The 20,524-nt window shown below is 69.2% G+C and carries 19 protein-coding genes and 1 pseudogene; 8 read left to right on the top strand and 12 right to left on the bottom strand.

The genetic code is table 11. From position 1 onward, the window contains the following. Window positions 1–104 precede the first annotated feature (104 nt). The 4 genes from FHS42_RS13720 to FHS42_RS13705 all read right to left on the bottom strand — a co-directional run bounded on the left by FHS42_RS13720 (window position 105) and on the right by FHS42_RS13705 (window position 4,547). Window positions 105–1,622: a hydrogenase expression protein HypF gene (locus tag FHS42_RS13720; RefSeq protein WP_246494719.1), complete on the bottom strand. Its 1,518-nt coding sequence runs from the start codon at window positions 1,620–1,622 to the stop codon at window positions 105–107. Between the two features lie 70 nt (window positions 1,623–1,692). Beyond that, entirely contained in the window at window positions 1,693–2,235 is a 543-nt protein-coding gene (locus FHS42_RS13715; protein ID WP_184572672.1) for a DUF6114 domain-containing protein, read from the bottom strand. Between the two features lie 130 nt (window positions 2,236–2,365). After that, window positions 2,366–2,986: a DUF6230 family protein gene (locus tag FHS42_RS13710; RefSeq protein WP_184572479.1), complete on the bottom strand. Its 621-nt coding sequence runs from the start codon at window positions 2,984–2,986 to the stop codon at window positions 2,366–2,368. 592 nt (window positions 2,987–3,578) lie between these two features. After that, a complete protein-coding gene (locus tag FHS42_RS13705) occupies window positions 3,579–4,547 on the bottom strand; it encodes a tetratricopeptide repeat protein (protein ID WP_184572478.1) in 969 nt (322 codons plus the stop codon). 320 nt (window positions 4,548–4,867) lie between these two features. Here FHS42_RS13705 and FHS42_RS13700 point away from each other — a divergent pair. The 3 genes and pseudogenes from FHS42_RS13700 to FHS42_RS13690 form a co-directional block, all read left to right on the top strand. Then, window positions 4,868–5,488 (top strand): annotated as a pseudogene (locus tag FHS42_RS13700) (TetR/AcrR family transcriptional regulator); the annotation flags it as partial. Window positions 5,489–5,798: 310 nt separating this feature from the next. Beyond that, complete coding sequence (locus FHS42_RS13695) at window positions 5,799–7,133, top strand: alpha/beta hydrolase family protein (protein ID WP_184572476.1); 1,335 nt, start codon at window positions 5,799–5,801, stop codon at window positions 7,131–7,133. A gap of 87 nt (window positions 7,134–7,220) precedes the next feature. After that, window positions 7,221–8,477, top strand: coding sequence for an alpha/beta hydrolase family protein (locus FHS42_RS13690; RefSeq protein WP_221476466.1), 1,257 nt, complete (start codon window positions 7,221–7,223; stop codon window positions 8,475–8,477). 221 nt (window positions 8,478–8,698) lie between these two features. Here FHS42_RS13690 and icmA read toward each other — a convergent pair whose 3' ends face one another. The 4 genes from icmA to FHS42_RS13670 form a co-directional block, all read right to left on the bottom strand. Then, entirely contained in the window at window positions 8,699–10,399 is a 1,701-nt protein-coding gene (gene icmA / locus FHS42_RS13685; RefSeq protein ID WP_184572475.1) for a coenzyme B12-dependent isobutyryl-CoA mutase large subunit, read from the bottom strand. Between the two features lie 251 nt (window positions 10,400–10,650). Then, entirely contained in the window at window positions 10,651–10,983 is a 333-nt protein-coding gene (locus tag FHS42_RS13680; RefSeq protein WP_184572474.1) for a DUF3817 domain-containing protein, read from the bottom strand. A gap of 144 nt (window positions 10,984–11,127) precedes the next feature. Next, complete coding sequence (locus FHS42_RS13675; protein WP_184572473.1) at window positions 11,128–11,655, bottom strand: MarR family winged helix-turn-helix transcriptional regulator; 528 nt, start codon at window positions 11,653–11,655, stop codon at window positions 11,128–11,130. Between the two features lie 21 nt (window positions 11,656–11,676). After that, on the bottom strand, window positions 11,677–12,963 hold the full coding sequence (locus tag FHS42_RS13670; protein ID WP_184572472.1) for an MFS transporter: 1,287 nt from the start codon (window positions 12,961–12,963) through the stop codon (window positions 11,677–11,679). Between the two features lie 80 nt (window positions 12,964–13,043). Between FHS42_RS13670 and FHS42_RS13665 the strand changes: the two genes are divergently transcribed. Then, window positions 13,044–14,036, top strand: a complete 993-nt coding sequence (locus tag FHS42_RS13665) for an ArsR/SmtB family transcription factor (protein WP_184572670.1) — start codon at window positions 13,044–13,046, stop codon at window positions 14,034–14,036. A gap of 177 nt (window positions 14,037–14,213) precedes the next feature. Here FHS42_RS13665 and FHS42_RS13660 read toward each other — a convergent pair whose 3' ends face one another. The 3 genes from FHS42_RS13660 to FHS42_RS13650 form a co-directional block, all read right to left on the bottom strand. Then, window positions 14,214–15,467, bottom strand: coding sequence for an alpha/beta hydrolase family protein (locus tag FHS42_RS13660; RefSeq protein WP_184572471.1), 1,254 nt, complete (start codon window positions 15,465–15,467; stop codon window positions 14,214–14,216). A gap of 81 nt (window positions 15,468–15,548) precedes the next feature. Continuing rightward, window positions 15,549–15,845 (bottom strand): MTH1187 family thiamine-binding protein, encoded by a 297-nt coding sequence (locus FHS42_RS13655; protein WP_184572470.1) that lies wholly within the window; start codon window positions 15,843–15,845, stop codon window positions 15,549–15,551. Beyond that, window positions 15,842–16,186 carry a DUF3817 domain-containing protein gene (locus tag FHS42_RS13650; protein WP_184572469.1) on the bottom strand — a complete coding sequence of 115 codons (345 nt, stop codon included), beginning with the start codon at window positions 16,184–16,186 and terminating at the stop codon, window positions 15,842–15,844. Before FHS42_RS13650 ends, FHS42_RS13655 begins: the two co-directional genes overlap by 4 nt. A gap of 322 nt (window positions 16,187–16,508) precedes the next feature. On the opposite strand from FHS42_RS13650, the gene FHS42_RS13645 reads away from it, so the two are divergent. The 4 genes from FHS42_RS13645 (at window position 16,509) to FHS42_RS13630 (ending at window position 19,059) form a co-directional block, all read left to right on the top strand. Next, complete coding sequence (locus tag FHS42_RS13645) at window positions 16,509–17,147, top strand: AIM24 family protein (protein WP_184572468.1); 639 nt, start codon at window positions 16,509–16,511, stop codon at window positions 17,145–17,147. Next, window positions 17,147–17,797 (top strand): AIM24 family protein, encoded by a 651-nt coding sequence (locus FHS42_RS13640; RefSeq protein WP_184572467.1) that lies wholly within the window; start codon window positions 17,147–17,149, stop codon window positions 17,795–17,797. The genes FHS42_RS13645 and FHS42_RS13640 overlap by 1 nt, the downstream gene beginning before the upstream one ends. Continuing rightward, window positions 17,794–18,492, top strand: a complete 699-nt coding sequence (locus FHS42_RS13635; RefSeq protein ID WP_184572466.1) for an AIM24 family protein — start codon at window positions 17,794–17,796, stop codon at window positions 18,490–18,492. Before FHS42_RS13640 ends, FHS42_RS13635 begins: the two co-directional genes overlap by 4 nt. A gap of 90 nt (window positions 18,493–18,582) precedes the next feature. Then, complete coding sequence (locus FHS42_RS13630) at window positions 18,583–19,059, top strand: MarR family winged helix-turn-helix transcriptional regulator (protein WP_184572465.1); 477 nt, start codon at window positions 18,583–18,585, stop codon at window positions 19,057–19,059. A gap of 200 nt (window positions 19,060–19,259) precedes the next feature. Here the strand turns inward: FHS42_RS13630 and FHS42_RS13625 are convergent, their stop codons facing one another. After that, window positions 19,260–20,516 (bottom strand): sensor histidine kinase, encoded by a 1,257-nt coding sequence (locus FHS42_RS13625; RefSeq protein WP_446696879.1) that lies wholly within the window; start codon window positions 20,514–20,516, stop codon window positions 19,260–19,262. Window positions 20,517–20,524 lie beyond the last annotated feature (8 nt).

The following is a 20,524-nucleotide window of genomic DNA, read 5'->3' as shown; positions in this document are numbered from 1 at the left end:
TTCGTGCGGCTCCCGGATCAGTTCAGTGCGGCCGAAAAGCCGGGCCCGGTGAAGCAGTGAGACGCACAGATTTGCGCGCCGATCCCCGTAGCGAAACCGGCCCCTCACCCCCCGGTCTTGTACAGATGCATGCCGGGCACCGTCAGCGTTCCGCCGAACTGCCCCGCCTGCACCACCTTCACCTGGGTGAAGAACAACTCCGGCAAGGTCAGCGGCGGCGGGAACTTGGGGCTGAAGGTGATCGGGATGATGCCCAGGAGATTGCCCGAGAGCTCCTCCGTGTACATCGTCACCTTGCCGTCGCGGATCGTCGAGTTACTGCCCTTGCGCGCCTCGACGTGCGTGGTGGTGCCGGCCGGCCCCACCACCTTTTGATGCAGGTCATGGATGTCCACGCCGGTGGCGGTGAACTTCATGACCTCCTTTACGCGACCGCTGTACGTCTTCACCTTGACGATGCCGTCGTAGGTGAGCCCGTGCAGCGAGAGCAGGCTGCTCTCCAAGATCCACGGGTCCTCGGGCACCAACTGGAGGTTCTCCAGTGTGGCGTTCTTCAGCGCCTCCTCGTCCGTGGTGGGGCACGGGTACCGCTGCGGGTCATCGGCCGTGGGCAGGGTGGGCTTCCCGGACGGGGCGGCGTCGGTCGTGCTGCCATCCTTCCCGTCGCTCTTGCCCTGCTCGCTCTGCTCGTCTTGCTTGTCTTGCTTGTCTTTGTCGGCCTGTTCAGCTCGCTCGGTCTTTTCGCGCTCCGCCTTTTCGGCGGCAGCGCGCTGGGCCTCCTCGATCGTCTTCTTGATCTCGGCGGCCTTTTCCTTCGCGGTCGCTTCACCGGCGGCGTCACCGCCCTTGCCCGAGTCGCCGCCCTTACCTGAGTCATCATCAGGTTTCGGTGACGTGTCGTCAGGCGCCGGACGCTCGTCCTTGCCGTCGTCCGCTCCACCGCCTGGTGTGGGCTTGGTGGTGGGGTCCGACGCGCTCGGGCTCGGCGCCGGGGTCGCCGGCTCCTCGCCCTTATTGCTCTCCAGCAGGTCCTTGATCTTGTCCCCTATGCCCAGCGGGTCAAGCGGGTTCTTCGGCTCGCTCTTGGCGGGGCTTGGCTTAGCCGGGCTGGGCTCGGCGGGGCTGGGCTTAGCGGTGGGCTCGGCAGGCTTGTCACCAGGCGGCTTCGGGGCGTCCGAGGCAGCCGGGCTCTTGGGGACCCGCGGCTGCGTGGTGGAGTCGGCGGCTTCGTCCCTGTCAAAGTCAGCGGAGCCGGAGCCGGAGCCGGAGCCGGAATCAGCGGGAGCGGGCTCGTGGCCGTCCTTGGACGCGTCCGCCGAAGGCGAGGACGACGCCTTGGGCGAGGCCGGGTCAGTTGCCCCGGCCCCATCCTGCCGGTCCTGCTCCTTCTCGCCCTGCTTGCCTTTCTGGCCCTGCTTATCCTTCTGCTCCTGCTCGCCCTTTTGGTCCTGCTTCTGTGGCTCATCGGGCTGGGTTACGCAAGGGCCGGGCTTGAAGCGGTCCTTGGCCTGCGTGTCGGCCTGGGCGAGCTGCGGCGTAAGCCCCATGCCCATCAACACGGCTGTCGGCATGGCGGCCAAGGCAATCGCCTTGCCCGCGGGTACCTGGAGCCGGTTCAGCATCGATTTCTTCGGGGCAGCGTGCCGCGGCCCCGTTCGCGTCCGGCGGGTTTCGCCCTCTGGCGGCCCCTGTTCACCCCGCACGGTGCCTCCCATTCCTGGATTCCTGGTCCGTTTCGGACCCGGCACCCGCCGCCTCCAGCGCGTCGTCCGCGCCCTCGTCCGGCTCGGGCACCACGGCCCCCGAGTCCCTCGCCGACTTCACCGGCCGGCCGGTGGTCTCCTCGCCAGGCCCCCACGAGACACTCAGGGCGCCGCCGAACAACGCCAGCAAGAAGCCGACGAGGAAGCCTCCGAAGTTGGCGATCACCAGCGAGACCAGGCCCAGGAGAATTGCGGCAACTCCCGCGAAGACCCGGGTGGCGGGCTGGAACCACATGGTCAGGCCCAGCACTATCAGCAGAACGCCGATGATCAGCGAACCGGAACCGGTGGTGGTGGACATGCGGATGGTCAACTGACCCATGGTGAGGTTGGCGTACGGGAAATACGCGATGGGCAGTCCACCAAGCAGCGTCAGCAGCCCCGCCCAGAACGGACGCTGCCAGCGCCACGCACGAAACATCATCCGCCAGTGACGGACCCTGTCACGTGCCCCCGACGACTCGGCGCCCATCGAAACCCCCGGCGACTCGGCACTCATCGAAAACAGCTCCCTGGGGCTGGCGATCGCAGAAACGATCGCGAGATGTTCACTGCGCTAGCACGGTGGGCGAGGGGCGAGGCCCCCCACCCACCTCAGTGCCTCAGTAGCACTCGTGCTTGCCCTTTTTGACGTTCATCGACAGACCAGAGAGCTTGAAGGTGCCCGCGCTGGTCGCCCAGGCGGTCTGCTTCACGTCCTTTAGTTCCGCCTCGTCGGCCTCCTGGGCGAATGAACCGGGGTCCGCCCGGTCGTGCTCCTTGATGCCAGGGCCGTGCTTCGTGTCGCCGGCCGCCACACCGATATTGATGTCCTTGAACGTCGCATCGGCGTTCAACTGATCGAGATCGATGTAGAGGTTCTTCGCCTCGACCGGCTTGCCCGGCTTCGTACCGGCCGACAGCTTCAGCGACACATCGCCGAAGTACGGGACCGGAATAACGACGGACTGGCAGAGGTTCGTGATCTCGGCGCTATCGAAGGCCGATACCGCGACGGGGATTTCCTTGCCCCCGCGCTGCACATCGATCGCGCCGTACTGAACGAACCCCTTGCCATCGAGCTTCTTAGCGGTGACCTTGAACTGCTGGCCGGAGACGCTGAACGACGCAGCCAGCGCACCCTGCGAGAGGGCCACGCCAATCGCGGCCGTCGCAGCGACGCTGGGCACCATGACGACGGCAAACCGCTTCCATCTGGTCCCGCCACGAGCCAGGGACTCCATGACTTTCCTCCTTCTCGGACGTACATCTCCAAACCGGGGTGCCCGCCGTGGCCGACCGACCCTGATCTGAGATGGGAGAAGTGCTACGTCCTCGGGAAGGAGAGCGCCCGCGCCGGGCGTGAAACGTGCCCGAAACACCGGCGATCACCCCCGAGCGACAACCACTGCCGCGCTGAGCGCGCGGCCTTGTCGGACAGGCCCTGCCGCGAGAGCAGAGACCCCCCTGTCCATAGGTCGGCCCAACTACCGCCGACCCGCTCGGTGGGGACCCACGACCCTTCAGCCCCGGCTGGCTGCCGTGCTGTTGGAATGGACCGAGCTTGGCCGATCGTGGTCCATCCACGGCTTTGACACAAGGGGTTCATTACTTGCGAGTAACGCCCGTATAACCGAAGTGACGCTGGCCGATATCGGCCGCACACACAGGGTCGCCGCACGGACGTCGGAAAGTAACGGATAAGCCAGCTAAAACCCGGACATAGGGCCGGCGTTCATTTACTACGAGTAACAGCGGTCGCGATTACCAAGTTTTGGTAAAGCGCGACCGCTGCATCGTTTGAATCGGGGTGTGTCGGCCGTGTGAAGAGCCGGGTCAGAACAGTACGCGAGCGAGCGCACTACGAGCGGTGGTGACGCGGGGGTCGTCGGCACCGATCACATCGAACAGCTCAAGGAGTCGCACTCGGGCGCTGTCCCGCTCATCGCCCACGGTCCGCTTGACCAACTCCACCAGCCGCCCGAACGCGTCTTCCACATGCCCGCCGACCAGATCCACATCGGCCGCCGCAAGCTGCGCCGTGACATCGATGGGACGCTCCGCCGCGTCCTTACGCACCTGCTGCGCATCGAGGTCGCGCACCCGGCCAAGCAACTGGGCCTGGGCGAGGCCAAGCTTGGCCTCGGCGTTGTTCGGGTCATCGGCCAGCACGCTCTGGTAAGCCTGCTCCGCGCCGCCCAAATCGCCCGCGTCCAGGGCCTGGTGCGCGGCGGACAGCGCACTGTCATACGGGCCGGGGGGCTGCTCGGCCTCCACCTCGGGCTCGTCCTGGATCGCGTCCGGGTCCACCGGCGCACCGACGATGCCGAACTGCTGCTCGGCGGCCTGCACGAGCTGGTCGAACACCTGCCTGACCTGCTCTTCGGGGGCCGCGCCCTGGAACAGCGGCACCGGCTGTCCGGCAACCACCGCGAAGACGGCGGGGATGCCCTGGACACCGAACTGCTGGAAGAGCGCCTGGTTGGTCTCGACGTCGATCTTGGCCAGCACGACCCGGCCGGCATACTCCCGCGTCAGCCGCTCCAAAAGGGGGCTGAGCTGCTTGCACGGCTCACACCATTCGGCCCAAAAGTCGATGACGACGGGGACCTCGGCGGAGCGCTGGAGAACCTCCTGTTGGAAATCCGCCTCGCTGACATCGATCACCAGTCGCACGGAGCCGGGGGCCGCGCCCCCTTGGGCCGCCTGCTGGGCCCGCGCCTGCTCCGCCTTCTGTTTCGCTTCTCCGGCCGCCTTCACCGCGGCGAGATCGACTACTCCCATGGGCACATTCCGTGGCTGCATAGGTACATCTTCCCCCCTTCGCATGGCGATCGGAAAACGCTTCACGTCATGCACACTCCGGGGCCGTCCTCGCCGCTCCGCCGGCTTGCGGAGCGCCGGGCGCGAACCCGGCGTAGCCGGCCCCGAAGGGTCTCACGCGTTGGCGCCGGGTCCCCACCCGGGCACCGAAAGTCTGCTGGCTGTGGCTGCCGCTCTTACGCTACGAGTCGTAGCGTAACTGTCAGCCCCCCGACGCCGACAACCCGGCGGGAAGATACGGTTCGTGATCTCGCTCACGACGCTCCACCCCACACCGGTTACCCGGGGGTAAGGTCGCCCGCATGCCGTGTCCCACGCACCGCCGCAGCACCGGCCGCACCGGCCGGCCCCGCAGCACGGACGCCGACCAGGCCATTCTCAACGCGACCCGCGCGGCGCTGGTCGAGCTGGGCTGGGGAAAGCTGACGATGAGCGACGTCGCGGCCCGCGCCAAGGTCGCCAAGACGACCCTCTACCGCCGCTGGGCGAGCAAGAACGAGTTGGTCGTGGACGCGGTGGCCGACCTCTTCGACGAGCATCTGCAACTGCTCGACCGAGGCAGCCTGCACGCCGACGTCGAAGGTGTGGTCCTCCAGTTCGCCGCGCTGCTCGAACGCCCCGAGACCAAAACGGCGCTGATGGCCGTAGTGGCCGAAGCCACCAGGGACGAGGCGCTACGCGACCGCATCCGCTCGGCCATCGTCGATCGGCAAAAACGCCTCGTACTGCTTGGCAGGGAACGCGCCCAGGCCCGGGGCGAACTCCCCCTCGATGACGACCCGTGCGTGGCCGCAAGCCAGGCCGATCTGATCTTCGACCTGATCGCCGGCACGGTCGTGCACCGCGCCCTGGTGAGCGGCGAACCGGTGGACGCGGAGTGGGCCGCGACATTCAGCGCCCTGGTCGTCACCGGCGTCCAGGCCACCCTCGCCACCACGCCAACCGCCGCTGCCCCCACCCCGGGCACCGGCCCCAGCACGACCACCAGCGCCGCTACGAGCCCACCCGAAGCAGCCCCCACAGCCGCGAGCAACTCCTGCCCCGAACCCGACCCGGTCCACGAGGCCACCGGAACCGCCCCACCGGCTACCCGTCCGGGAGGCTGACGCCCTGGGCGCGTACCACCCGTTCTGACCCACCACCGAACATCCCGCAAGCTCGTAGCTGCGACCCGCCAACGAATCGGCTGATAGCCCTGTTCCCCCTGCCGGCGGGTCAGGCGAAGATCCCGTCATGACCCGCCACCACGCGCCGACCAGCCCGGGCTCCACATCGCTGCTTCGAGCCCGCCGCGGCGGGCCCGTCGCCGCTACCGCCGCCGCCCTACTCGCTGCCATCTGCACCGCGCCAGCGCTCGCCAGCTCCCCCACAGCCACCACAGCTACGGCTGGCACCACAGCCACGGTTGACCGCGCCGCCACCGCTCGCACCACAGCCACCGCTAGCACCGCCCATGGTGACAACGTCCGCGGCGAACTCCTGTCCGTCACCCCGCTGCTGCGGCTGTCCCGGGACGAGGTCACCGAGGCCATTGCCGAGCACGGCGTGGACGCCTCCTCCATACGCCACGGCATCGCCACCTACCGGCTCGCCTACGCGACCATCACCCCGACCGGCGAGCCCACCACCGCCTCCACGCTGCTGGTGCTCCCCGATGGCGGTCGCCGGCACCTGGCCACCGTGGCGGAGCTGCACGGCACCACCGTCTTCCGCGGGGACGCGCCCTCCACCGGCGACAACGTCACGCGGCTCGGCGCCTATCTGTACGCCGCCGGCGGCCGGGCCGTTGTCGCTCCCGACTATCTGGGGCTGGGTACGGGCCCCGGGACCCATCCCTACCTGGACAACGTCTCCTCGGTCTCCGCCTCGCTCGACGCCCTACGCGCCGCGCGCCCAGCCACCGCCCAACTCGGCCGCAGGCTCACCGGCGAGGTACACGTCACCGGCTTCTCGCAGGGCGGACAGGTCGCCATGGCCTTCGGCCGGGAGGTGAGCCGCGGCGCCGATCGGCACTTTCGGCTGCGCTCGCTGACGCCGGTGAGTGGCCCGTACGACATCGCGGGCGAGGAGGTGCCCGGCATGTTCGACGGGCGCGTCAAGGACACCTCGTCGATCTTCTACATCGCGTACTTCTTGACCGCACAGAACAAGTTGCACCCGCTCTACGACGATCCGCGCGAGGTCTTCCGCCAGCCCTACGCGGACCGCGTGGAGAAGCTGTTCGACAGCGAACACACGCAGGAGGAGGTCGCCCGCGGCCTCGCGCCGAACCTCAAGGAGCTGCTGACCGACGCGTGGTACAAGCACGTGCGGCAGCCCACCGGCACCCTCGCCGAGGTCATGGCGCTCAACGACGGCGTGTGTCAGTGGAAGCCGCGGGTTCCGGTGCGGCTGCACACCGCCACCGGCGACCGCGATGTGCCGATCGGCAACACCACCTCCTGCGTCAAGACGCTGGCCCAGCACGGCGTGCACCCAAAGGTCATCAACCACGGTGACGTCAACCACCTCGGCGGCTACCTCAACGCGATCTCCGACAACGCCCGCTGGTTCGCGCGGCATCGCTAGCGCCTCGCCGCACCCTACGGAAAAGCGCACCCCGCTCGGGGGGTTAGCACCATGTTCCCGCTCGGGGCAGCGGATGAAGATCGAATCATGACCTCACACGAGATTCGGTCCCCCGCACGAGGCCGCGCCACCCTGACCGCGGTGGCCGCCGCCGTCCTGGCCACCGTCTGCGCGGCCCCCGCGCTGGCCAGTTCGGCCGCGCCGCGCGCCGAGCACGCCCAGACCGCTCGCGCCGACGACGCGCGCGGCACGCTGCTTTCGGTGACCGCGGTCCAGCAGGCGTCCAAGGAGAAGGTCGTGGAAGTCATCGCCGGCAACAAGGTGGACGCGTCCGCCGTGCGCTACGGCATTTCCTCCTACCGCCTCACCTACGCGACCATCACGCCCACCGGCAAGCCGACCACCGCGTCGGCGCTTCTCGTGCTGCCCGATGGCGGCGGCAAGCGCCTGGCCACCGTGGCCGAGCACCACGGCACCACGGTCTACCGGGGCGACGCCCCCTCCATGGGCGACAGCTACTCCTCCATGGGCGCCTGGCTCTACGCGTCGGGCGGCCGGGCCGTCGTCGCCCCGGACTACCTGGGTCTGGGTACGGGGCCGGGCAACCACCCGTACGTGGACACCAAGTCGTCCGTCTCGGCGTCCATCGACGCCCTGCGGGCCGGGCGCACGGCCGCGGCCGAGCACGGCCGCACGCTCACCCGCGATGTGCACGTCACCGGCTTCTCGCAGGGCGGGCAAGTGTCGGTGGCCGTGGCCCGCGAGTTGAGCCGGGGCGCCGACCGGCACTTCCGACCGCGCTCACTCGCCCCGATCGCCGGCCCGTACGACATAGCGGGGCAGGAGTTGCCCGCCATCTTCGACGGCCGCATCGACGACACATCGGCCGTCTACTACCTCTCGTACTTCCTGACCGCGCAGAACAAGCTGCACCCGCTCTACAAGGACCCGCGCGAGGTCTTCCGCCAGCCGTACGCGAGCACGGTGGAGACGCTGTTCGACAACGACCACACCGAGACGGAGATCCTCAAGGACCTGGCCCCGAACGTCAAAGCGCTGCTGACCGACGAGTGGTCCCGCCACATTCAGCACCCGACCGGCACCCTCGCCAAGGTGCTGGAGCTCAACGACGGCGCCTGTGACTGGGCCCCCAAGGTGCCGGTTCGCCTGCACGCTTCGACCGGCGACCGCGATGTGCCGATCGGCAACACCACCTCCTGCGTCAAGACGCTCGCCGAGCACGGCGTCCGCGCGAAGGTCATCAACCACGGGGACTCGGACCACCTCGCCACGTACAAGAAGGCGATCGGGCACAACGCCAACTGGTACGCACGGCTGCGCTAACGGCTGCCGTAGGCACCGGCCGCACCGAACCGAAAGGCGGTCCGCTCTCCCCCGCGCGGGGGTGAGCGGACCGCCTTCGCTGTCCTGGGGCGACACTGTCCTGGGGCGACACTGAGCGAACTCGGCCGGGTGGGGTACGCAGGCGCGGGCCCGGCAGGGGTACCCACGACTGCTGCCGCGCGGAGCGCATACGCGGCCGGCGAACGCCCGTACGCCACCGGTCAGAAGCCGGCAGGCTCCGTCCAGCCGCCCCACTCGTCGCGCAGCACGCCGCAGATCTCGCCGAGGGTGGCTTCGGCGCGCACGGCGGTGAGCATGGGCTCGATCATGTTGGAGCCGTCCCGTGCCGAGGCGAACATGGCATCGAGCGAGGCGCGCACCGCGGCATCGTCACGAGCGGCCTTGCGCTGCGTGAGGTCGCGCACCTGCTCGCGTTCGACCTCGTGGCTGACCCGCAGGATTTCCAGGTCGCCGGTGACCGAGCCGTGGTGGCAGTTGACGCCGACGACGCGCTTGTCGCCCTTCTCCAGCGACTGCTGGTACTGGAAGGCCGCCTCGGCGATCTCTCCCGTGAACCAGCCGTCCTCGATCCCGCGCAGGATGCCGGAGGTGATGGGCCCGATCGGGTGCTGGCCATCCGGCACGGCCCGCCGGCCCCGCTCCTTGATCTGGTCGAAGATCTTCTCGGCGTCGGCCTCGATCCGGTCGGTCAGCGCCTCGACGTACCACGAGCCACCGAGCGGGTCGGCGACATTGGCGACGCCGGTCTCCTCCATCAGCACCTGCTGGGTGCGCAGGGCGATCTCGGCAGCCTGCTCGCTGGGCAGCGCCAGGGTTTCGTCCAGGGCGTTGGTGTGCAGCGAGTTGGTGCCGCCGAGCACGGCGGACAGGGCCTCCACGGCCGTGCGCACCACGTTGTTGTACGGCTGCTGCGCGGTCAGCGAGACACCGGCCGTCTGGGTGTGGAAGCGCAGCCACTGCGCCTTGTCGGAGGTGGCCCCGTACACATCGCGCATCCAGCGGGCCCAGATCCGGCGGGCAGCGCGGAACTTGGCGATCTCCTCGAAGAAGTCCAGGTGGGCATCGAAGAAGAAGGAGAGCCCGGGCGCGAAGGTGTTCACTTCGAGGCCGCGGGAGAGCCCTAGCTCCACATAGCCGAAGCCATCGGCCAGGGTGTACGCGAGCTCCTGCGCTGCCGTCGATCCGGCCTCGCGGATGTGGTAGCCGGAGACGGACAGCGGCTTGTACGCGGGAATGTGCTGCGCGCAGTGCTCCATCAGGTCGCCGATCAGGCGCAGATGCGGCTCCGGCTGGAACAGCCACTCCTTTTGAGCGATGTACTCCTTGAAGATGTCCGTTTGGAGCGTGCCGTTGAGGACCCCGGGGTCAACGCCCTGGCGCTCGGCTGCGACCAGGTACATGCAGAACACGGGCACGGCGGGGCCGCTGATCGTCATCGATGTGGTGACGTCACCGAGCGGGATGCCCTTGAACAGGACCTCCATGTCGGCGGCGGAGTCGATGGCCACACCGCAGTGCCCGACCTCACCCAGCGAGCGATCTTCGTCGGAGTCGCGGCCCATCAGGGTCGGCATGTCGAAGGCGACGGAGAGGCCGCCGCCGCCCGCCGCGAGAATCATCTTGTAGCGCTCGTTGGTCTGCTCGGCGTTACCGAAGCCCGCGAACTGACGAATGGTCCACGTGCGGCCCCGGTAGCCGGTCGCGTGCAGGCCACGGGTGAAGGGGAACTCACCGGGCCATCCGATGCGCTCGAAGTCCGCGACGGTATCGCCTGGCGCCGGGCCGTACATCGGCTCGACGGGGTCTCCGGAGAGCGTGGTGAAGTCAGCGTCACGCTTGCGTGCCGCGTCGAACCGGGCCTGCCAGCGACGGCGGCCCTCCTCAATGCCTTCGGCGTCCATGCCACAAATTTACTTGGACGTCCTAGTAATTGTCGATGGGGGTCAGGACGCGCCTACCGCGGCGCACTGGCGCACCGGCCAGCACGCACACTACGTAGCAGGTCACAGCCCTGCGAAGCGGGTGCGGGCACGGACTGTGAGGGGAAAATCCGGGCCGGTGACGAACGCAGTACGAGCGCGCCGCTACGGGGCGCAAGCAGGGTGCGAGCGCGCCCGTGCCGGGCACCAACGGCGTGCGAGCGAGCGCGCCGCTACGCGCTGGCGGGCGCTGCTTCCGGGGCCTCGATCAGCGGCTCGACGTCCCGTACGACCTTGCGCTCGACGAAGAACGCGGCAGTGGGGATGGTGCCCGACACCAGCACCCACAGCAGCCTGCCAAACGGCCACCTGGCCTTCTGTCCCAGGTCGAAGGCGAAGATCAGGTAGATGATGAACAGCACGCCGTGGATCTGCGAAATGATCATCGTCGCGTCGGCGCCCTTGTCGAAGCCGTACTTGAAGATCATGGAGGTGCACAGCACCAGCAGCATCGTGGCGGTGATGTAGGCCATCACCCGGTAGCGGGTCAACACGCTTCGCTTCATAAGAGGGAGCGTATCGACCCATTGCGTACGGATCTTGGCCGCCCCCGGGGGCGTTTCGCCGGCTGCCGAACCGTGAGCGCCGGGGCCGGCCTCACCTGCCGGGGGTGCGGCGCCCATGGGTCGGCCCGGCGGCGCCCCGACCCGCTAGGACGCCCCGGCGACGGGCCCGCCGTCGAAGTCCCCGGCCGCCACTCGCAACGGCCTGAGCAGGTCGAAGATCTCCTCGCACTCCTCGGCGTCGTACGGTCCGAGCCCGAAGTCCATGTCCATCAGGTCCTTGGTGGCCGCCTCTACCACCTCGCGCCCGCGGTCCGTGATGGAGGCCAGGGTGCCGCGGCCGTCGTTCGGGTTCGGCCGCTTGGCCACCAGGCCCGAGGTGACCAGCCGGTCCACCGTGTTGGTGACCGACGTTGGATGCACCATCAGCCGCTCGCCGATCTTCGACATGGGGAGCTCACCGGCCCGGCTGAAGGTGAGCAGCACCAGCGCCTCGTAGCGCGCGAAGGTCAGCCCGTACGGCCTCACCACCGCGTCCACCTGCCCCAGCAAAATCTGCTGGGCGCGCATGATCGAAGTGATGGCGGCCATGGATGGTACGGGCCCCCAGCGCTGCTGCCAGAGTTCGCCGGCCCTGGCGATGGGATCGAAGGTGAGACGGAGCGGTTTTGCCACGCCACCGACCCTATCGGCCAGTCATATGCTGGTCAGCCCCGTCTCAGGCTTCGGGCCACCGATGTCCGCTTCGAGGCCGCTGCGTGGCCTGGTGCGCCGCACCTCGGCCGCCACCAGCAGCACGCTTGCCCAGCCGAGCACCCCCGCGCACCCCACCGCCACATGGACCGGCACGAACTCCGCCGCCGCACCGGCCAGCGCCATCCCGAGCCCCTGCACGGTCATCAGCCCGGCCGTCAACACCGTCATCGCCCGGCCGCGCAACTCCGCGGGAACCGCCGCGATGAACCACTGGTCGAGCCCGAGCGTGTACGAGATGCCACAGCCCGCCAGTACCAGGAAAGCCAGCGCGAGCGGCAGCGGCGGATGCAGGAAGTAGCCCACGGCGGGCAGCATCGTCAGCGTCGCGACCGGCAGCACGATCCGTTCCCTGGCCCGCGGCCCGAGCAGCGACCCGACGAGCACCTCGCTGGTGATGGCGCCGATCGGCAGGCCCACCAGCAGCAGACCGAGCCCGGCCGAGCCGAGCCCAAGATCATCGGCGTACGGCGCGGCCAGCGCCTCCGGGGCCACCACGAACATCGGCGGCACCCAGGCGAGCAGCAGCAGGGCCCGCACCCGGCGGTTGCCGAGCAACTGCTTGGCCCCGGCCAGCGAGGCGCCGACCACCGCGCCGCTGGCGACCGCACGCGGCGGCCGGCTCCGGGTGCCGAAGCGCAGGAGCAGCGCCGAGCACAGGAAGGTGACGACGGTGCAGCCGAGCACGCCGCGCGGCGCGACGACGACCAGCAGCAGCCCGCCCACGCCGAAGCCGGCCAGTTGCGCGCACTGCGCGACCACCCGGATGACGGACCGGCCGAGGACGAACAGATCACCCTCGCCGAGTATGTCGCCGAGCGTCGCGGCGCGGGTGCCGCCGAAGACGGGCGCGATGGCGGCGCTGACGGTCCGCAGGAACAGCAGGACGGCGATGGGAGTGCCGGGGAACACCATGCCCGCCGCGCACACCGCGCTCGCCACGTCGCACACGACCAGCACGGCGCGCGATGGATAGCGGTCGGCGATGGAGGACAGGAGGGTGCCACCGAGCACGTACGGCAGCAGCCCCAGCGCGAACGTCAGCGCACTGAGGAGGGGCGACCCGGTGAGGTCGTAGACGAGGACGGACAGCGCGATCTCACAGATGACGACGCCGAGCATGGACAGCAGGTGTGCGGCGAAGACCGTACGGAACTCGCGTACGGCGAACACCGCCCGATAACCGACGGAGCCGTCCGCACCCGCCGCTGCCTTGGAAGAGATCGACATGGCGGCAGCGTGCCGAGTACGCCGCCGTGCGCTCTACTCTTTCGGCCCGAGCCGAATCCTTCCGGGCAAGGGAGAACATGGTGCCGCTGCACATGCAATTCGGCGCGGATGATCTGCTGCGCTGCCGGTTCGCCATCTCGCCGCTGTGCGAGACCCACGGGGCGGTACGTACCCTCAAGCACCCCGATCGGCAGGGCTACCACGCGCCGTGGCTGCGCCGGATACACGCGGCGGCCGATGGGCTCGATCTGCGCGCCCTGTGGTTGCTCATGCCGCGCCGCGGATACAGCCCGGATTTCCTTGGCCTGCCGCCGAGCGCCCCGTTCTCCTCGGTCGATGAGGAGTTGGCGCGGCTCAGGGCGACCCGCCCCGAGCAGGCGGCGGCGGAGATCCGCAAATCGCTGGTGTGTACCCCGGGCGCGATGGAGTCGGCTGCGGGCCGGGCGATGCTCGCCGACCCGCAGCGGGCGATCGAGGTGCTCGCCGATACGACGGAACGGGCCTGGCACGCGTTGATCGCAGCGGACTGGCCGCGACTGCGCGCACTGCTCGAAGCCGAAGTGGCCTTTCGGTCCCGGCAGTTGGCGGACGGCGGCCTCGAACGGCTCTTCGCCGATCTTCATCCCCGGCTGACCTGGTCCCACGGCTCGCTGACGGTACGTACCCCCTCCGCATCCGTGCACGAACGCATCTTGGGCGGCGACGGCATGACCCTCATGCCAAGCGTCTTCGTCTGGCCGGATGTGGTCGGCGGGTTCGATCCACCGTGGCAGGCGACGGTGGTGTATCCGGCGCGGGGCATCGGGGGCCTGTGGCAGCGGCCCGGCGGGCGGACTGCCGATGCGCTGGCCCGGCTGCTCGGCCCGAACCGGGCCGCGATCCTGACCGACCTGGACGCCCCCGCCTCCACGACGGCCCTGGCCCATCGGCACCGGCTCGCGGTGTCGTCGGTCTCCGCACAGCTCGCGGTGTTACGGGAGGCGGGCCTGGTCACCTCGCGCCGACAGGGCCTCCAGGTCCTCTACGAGCGCACTCCGTTGGGCATCGCGCTGGTCGGCGGGGGCGGCGCGTAGGCCGCAGGAGAGCCTATGCGGACGCGGGGCGGGGCTGGGCTGGGCTAGGGGTGCGTAGGGCCATTGCTGCGGAAGGCCCATTACTGCGCGAGGCCGTTGCGGCGCAGGGCTATTGCTGCGCGAGGTTGAGCCCTCCCCGCAGGCGCCCGGCCCGCGAGGCAGGGCAGCAGGGCAGCGTCAGCCTCCCTGGTGGAACACGACCTCCGGGTTGGCCGGGCTCGGCCCGTCGAACAGCGGTTGCGGCACGCCGCGCAGATGCTGCGCGAAGAACGCCCCCACATACGAGCGGGTGATCTGCTGGGACCGGGTGCCCGACAGCGGGGCCCCAGGGTCCTGATAGTCCACCTGGTCGGCGAGAACAGGCCAGTCGGTGAAGCTGAAGTGCCCAGCCTTGCTGACGGTCAGCCAGCGCTTCCAGCCGTCAAGCCGCTGCCAGGTGTCCTCCCACGAGGTGTCTTCGAAGTCCGGCGGCAGCAGGGCCGGGTCCCCTCCGAGCATCAGGAACGGCCGGCCGCTTAGGCCGGTGTCGGGGATCGGCGAGAAGAACGTGCCGTCCATGTTGACCCCGGCCCGCACCCGCGCATCGGCGGCCATCGTCGCCGCGGTACCCGAGCCGCCGATGGAGTGGCCCGCCATGCCTATGCGCTTGCGGTCGATCAATGAGGACAGACGCTTGGTGGCCTTCGGGCCTGTCAACTGGTCCAACAGGAAGGAGACGTCCTTGGCCCGGCCATCGGAGACTCGGCGCATCCCCTGGACCGACCCGGTTTGCCCACAGGAGACGCAGTCGAGCAGCCGCCCGCCGGGGAAGCTGCTGCCGCCCGACTCGTACGCGTGGTCAACGGCCGCGACGACGTAGCCACGGCTGGCCAACTCTTCGGCCAGCACGGTCAGCGTGCTGCGCTGCATGGTGTAGCCCGGGGAGAGCACCACCAGCGGGTACGGGCCGCCGCTGCGCAGCGGGCGGGCGTCCTCGCGGGCGTTGGTGCGGGTCGCGCTGAGCTGCTGGGCCGTGACCAGCTTGCTGAACTCGCCGGTGGCGGCGAGCAGGGCCTTGGCCTCCGGTGCGGTCATATACGTGGTGGGGTCGCCGGTGCCGGACTTCGCCGGGTAGTAGAGCGACACCATCAACTCGCGGTCGGCCGTGGGGACCCAGGGGTCCTTGCGGTGTTTGTCCACCAGGTGGAGGGTGTCGCGGCCGACAGCGAGCCTGCCGGTCGGGCGTGGCAGCGTGAGCTGGACGCTCTTGGTGTCCTTGGCCGAGTCGGCAGGTCGAGCCCCGGGGGCCGGCGGCGCGAACGAGGCGTGCCGCCCGGCCGGCGTCGTGCCGGAGGTGCGTTGGTCGGCCGATGCCGTACCGGCGAGCGTGGCCGGTACGGCGAGTGCCATGGTCACGATCGCGGTCGCCAGACCGCGGGTGAGCTTCTTCATGCGCGTGACACTAAGACACGTTAGGCATGCCTTACCTCGTGCTCAGGTCGGACATCTGACGGCGCATTCGGCCAGTGCGGGTCAGCTCTCGGCCAAGTGCCGTTCGATGGTCTCCACCTTGGAGGTCAGCCCGTCCACGACCCCGGGCCTGATGTCGGCCTTCAGCACCAGACTGACTCGCGGGGCTTGTGCCTCGACCGCGGCCACGGCCCGCCGCACGACGTCCATGACCTCGTTCCACTCTCCTTCGATGGACGTGAACATCGCGTCCGTGCGATGGGGCAGGCCCGATTCGCGCACCACCCGTACGGCGTCGGCGACGTACGCACCGACGTCCTCGCCGACGCCGAGCGGGGTGATGGAGAAGGCGACGATCACGCGTTGACGATCCCTTCCTTGCGGGCGCGGGCGGCGATGACCCCGGCCTCGGCCTCCTGCTTGAGCTTGCGCTCGGCGAAGAAGCCGCCGAGGGGCACCACGGAGGCTGCGAAGTACAGGGCGGCGGTGCCGCGCGTCCACTGGGTGCGCTTCCACGCCTCGGCCCAAAAGATCACGTACACCACGAACAGCATGCCGTGCACCGGGCCCATGACCGGCACGGCGTTGAAGTCCGTCGTGCGCTTGAGGACCGAGCACGTGGCGAGGATCAAGAAGGAAACGGCCTCCGGCACGGAGACCAGTCGGAGCCGGCGCAAAGCGGATGCGGTCTTGAGGTCCACGGGGGGCACCTTCGGTGAGAGGGCGGGAACGGGCACCCCTTGTGCCCGTCTTCACAAGCTCTGCCATTGTGACAGTTACGCCGGTGATCAATGCCCGGGGGTCAACGACCCGGCCGGTGTTCGACGCCTCTCGGCCATCCCCCCACGGCGCGTCCCGCCACACCCCGTCCCCCGAACGCGCACCGCACGCCCCCGCCCCACCACGGACGGTGAAACGCGACGTCCGACGAGGCGCCCGACGAGAACACCCAGCGATACGTCTGGTGGGTGGCCGGCCGGTGAGACCTGTGCGACACCCGACGCGAGCGATAGCGTCGGGCGCGTGGCTCACTTTCGGCTCCACGGGAGCAAGGTCCTCGCCGTCGAGATAACCGGCGACGCCGTCAAGGCCAAGAACGGCTCGATGGTGGCGTACGACGGCGAGATGACCTTCAAGAAGAAGACCGGTGGCGGAGAGGGTCTACGGGGGATGGTCACCCGGCGGCTCACGGGCGAACAAATGGAGGTCATGGAGGTCAAGGGGCACGGCACCTGTTACTTCGCCGACCGGGCCAGCGAGATCAACCTGGTCACGCTGCACGGCGAAAAGCTGTACGTCGAATCGAGCAACCTGCTGTGCACGGACGACGCGCTTCGCACGGGCACCACGTTCACCGGGCTGCGCGGCGCCTCGCAGGGCAACGGCCTGTTCACCACGACCGTCGAGGGCAGCGGGCAAGCAGCGATCACCTCGGACGGACAGGCGGTCGTGCTGCGCGTGACGCCCGACTACCCACTGCGTGTTGACCCGGGCGCATACGTCGCGCACACCGGCCGACTCCAACAGCACTTCCAGTCGGGCGTGAACTTCCGCAGTTTGATAGGCGAGGGCTCCGGGGAGGCGTTCCAGATCCGCTTCGAGGGCGAGGGCCTGGTGTACGTACAACCCAGCGAGCGCAACACGATCGGCGGGGAGGTCTGATGGCGTTCACGGTGCTCAACTCGCGGATGGTCGAGATCAAGATCGACCCCGGGCAGAAGCTGTTCAGCCAGCGCGGCGCGATGCTCGCCTATCGGGGCGAGGTGTCCTTCACGCCCAGCATCACCGGCGGCCAAGGCGGCGTGATGTCGATGATCGGGCGCCGGGTGGCGAACGAGGCGACACCGCTGATGACGGTGGAGGGCAGTGGCTCGGTGATGTTCGGGCACGGCGGCCACCATGTGCAGGTGATCGACCTGACCGGCGACACGCTGTACGTGGAGGCGGACCGGCTGCTCGCGTTCGACGGCACGCTGCGCCAGGGCACGATGTTCATGGGGTCGCAGGGCGGCGTGATGGGCATAGTGCGCGGCCAGGTCAGCGGGCAGGGCCTGTTCACCACCACCCTTGAGGGGCATGGCTCGGTGGCGGTGATGGCGCACGGCGGGGTGATCGAGTTGCCGATCACCCCGGGCCGCGATGTGCACGTCGATCCGCAGGCGTACGTGGCCCACCGCGGCCAGGTCCGCAACAAGCTGTCCACCGCGCTCGGCTGGCGCGAACTGGTCGGCCGCGGCTCGGGCGAGGGGTTCCAACTCGCCCTGTCAGGCACCGGCACGGTGTACGTCCAGGCGTCCGAGGAGAAGCTGTGACCGGTCCCGTCGTCTTCGATGCGCACTCGCTGCCCCCAAGCGACAACGTGAACCCGTACGCCTTCAGTGTGGCGCTCGACGGCCAGTGGTTCCTTCAAAAGGGAAAGATGATCGCCTACTACGGCGAGATCGACTTCCAGGGGGTGGGGCTCGGCCGGTTGGACCGGCTCATCGCCAGAAGCTTCCATTCGCCGCTGCACGCGGCGGACTGGGTGGTGGCCGAGGGCCGGGGAAAGATGGTCCTCGCCGACCGGGCCTTTGACGTCAACTCGTACGATCTGGACGACGGCAATTTGACGGTGCGCTCCGGCAATCTGCTCGCCTTTCAGCCGTCCCTGGCGCTGAAGCAGTCGATCGTGCCCGGGTTTGTGACACTGATCGGCACGGGCACGTTTGTGGCGGCCTCGAACGGCCCGGTGTTCTTCGTCGAACCGCCTATCCGCGTCGATCCGCAGGCGCTGGTGGGCTGGGCGGATTGCCCTACACCCTGCCATCACTACGACCACCAGTATCTGAGCGGCTTTCTGGGCGGCGTCCGGGCGCACACCGGAATCGGCGGGGCGTCCGGCGAAGAGCATCAGTTCGAGTTCGTCGGCGCGGGTACTGTACTGCTCCAATCGACCGAGCAACTTATGGCCGAGATCGCCACCGGGGCCTCTCCCCACCAGGCAGGGGTACCGGTTCGTGATCGGTAGCCTGCGGAGTGTAACGTCGAACGCGTGACCTCTAGCAGCCGCATACATCCATTGGTTCAGAATTCAACTTCTTTAGGTAGAATCAATCACATGGAGACCGAGAACGGCACGAACTGGCTCAACGACGAGGAACAGCGCGCCTGGCGCGCCCACCTGGACGTCAGCCGTCTGCTCATGCATCAGCTCGAACGCGATTTGCAACCGTTCGGGCTGACGAACAACGACTACGAGATCCTGGTGAACCTCTCGGAGTCCGAGGATCACAGGATGCGGATGAGCGACCTCGCCGCCGCAACCTTGCAGTCCAAGAGCCGCCTCTCACATCAGATCACCCGCATGGAGACCACGGGCCTGGTCCGCCGCGAGAACTGCGAGTCGGACCGGCGTGGGCTGTACGCGGTGCTCACCGACCGCGGTTGGGAAACCATGCGCGAGGTCGCCCCGCATCATGTCGCCTCGGTACGGCAGCACTTCATCGATCTGCTGGGCACCCAGGGGATCAACGCGCTTTACGGCTCGCTGGCACCCGTCGCGGACCATCTGCGGACGCGCCGGAAGATCGGCTGACGTACGCCGGCCTACGCGTACCGGCTGACGCACGGCGCCCATCGGTAGACGACGAGCGGGCCCACGACGACCGGCCGGAGCCTACGCGACCGGCCGGAGCCCGGGGCGCCTGCCGGGGCCCACGACGCAGTTGGCCCCGCCGGGCGCCCTGGTGCACGCGAGGTCGCGCGGGCGCACGCGGGCGCCGTACGGGCTGCCGCCTACGCGGGTCCGCTCCGCGGTAGCCGCGCCTCGAAGCACGCTCCGCCCGCGGCGGCGTCCCGGACGGTCAGGGTGCCTCCGTGCCGCGCCAGCACATCGCGCGCGATCGCGAGCCCGAGCCCCGCCCCGCCCTCGTCGCGGCTGCGCGCGTCGTCCAGCCGCACGAAGCGCTCGAAGATCCGCTCCCGTTCGGCCTCCGGCACCCCAGCCCCATCGTCGGTGACGGCCAGCACCACCCAGTCGCCGCCCTCGCCCTGGACCGAGCGCACCGTGACCTCAACCGCGCCATCGGCGTGCCGCTCCGCGTTGTCGAGGAGGTTGCCAAGGACCCGGGCGAGCTGCCCGCGCGAGCCGCTGACCTCCACGTCGGCCAGTTCCCCGACACGCACCGCGATCCGGTCGCCCGTCCGCTGGGCAAGGGCGTCGCGTACCAGGTCCACCAGCGGCACCCGGCCCGCCATCGGCCGCTCTCCCGCGTCCAACCTGGCAAGCAACAGCAGATCCGCCGCGAGGTGCTGCAATCGCACCACATCCGCCACGGCACCCTCGGCGTCCAAAAGCTCCGGATGCGCCACGCCCACCTCCAGTTGGGTACGCAGGCTGGCGATCGGGCTGCGCAACTCGTGCGAGGCGTCGGCGACGAAGCGGCGCTGCCGCTCCACCGAGCTCTCCAGCGCGGTCAGCGTCTCGTTAGTGGTCACCGCGAGGCGGGCCACCTCGTCCCTGGCCTGTGGTTCGGGCACCCGCCGAGTCAGATCGGTGCTCGCGGTGATGGCCGCCAGCTCGCGCCGAATGCCCTCCACCGGGCGGAGCGCGCGCCGGGTCACCAGCCAGGTCACCGCCGCCACCACCACGAGCAGCACCGGCAGCCCGATCAGCATGGCGCGCCGCACCGTGCCGACCGCATCGCGCTCGGTGTCCAGCGGCGAACCCGCGTAGACGGTCATCGACTCGTCGGCCGGGGTGCTCACGCGCACGGCGGCGAACCGGTAGTCCCGCCGCTCGGCATCCACTGTCGCGGAGCCCTCGTGGTAAGTGGCCTCATCGCGAATCTCGCCCTGCCGAGCCAACGGTTGCTGGGGCGCCTCGCCTCGCTCTACCGCCTCGGCGGCGTCCTCCGCGGCCTCTTCGGCGGCCTCCTCCACAGCGTCCTGTGGGTCGTCGGCTTCGCCGCTGTTATCAGTGTCATCACGGGTATCGGTGTCACCACTGTTGTCCGTGTCGTCACTGCCGTCGGCGTTATCGGGGTCACCCAGGTCGGGTC

Source organism: Streptomyces zagrosensis (genome assembly GCF_014203645.1).
Taxonomy (GTDB): Bacteria; Actinomycetota; Actinomycetes; order Streptomycetales; family Streptomycetaceae; genus Streptomyces; species Streptomyces zagrosensis.
This window is presented reverse-complemented; position numbering and strand designations above follow the sequence as displayed.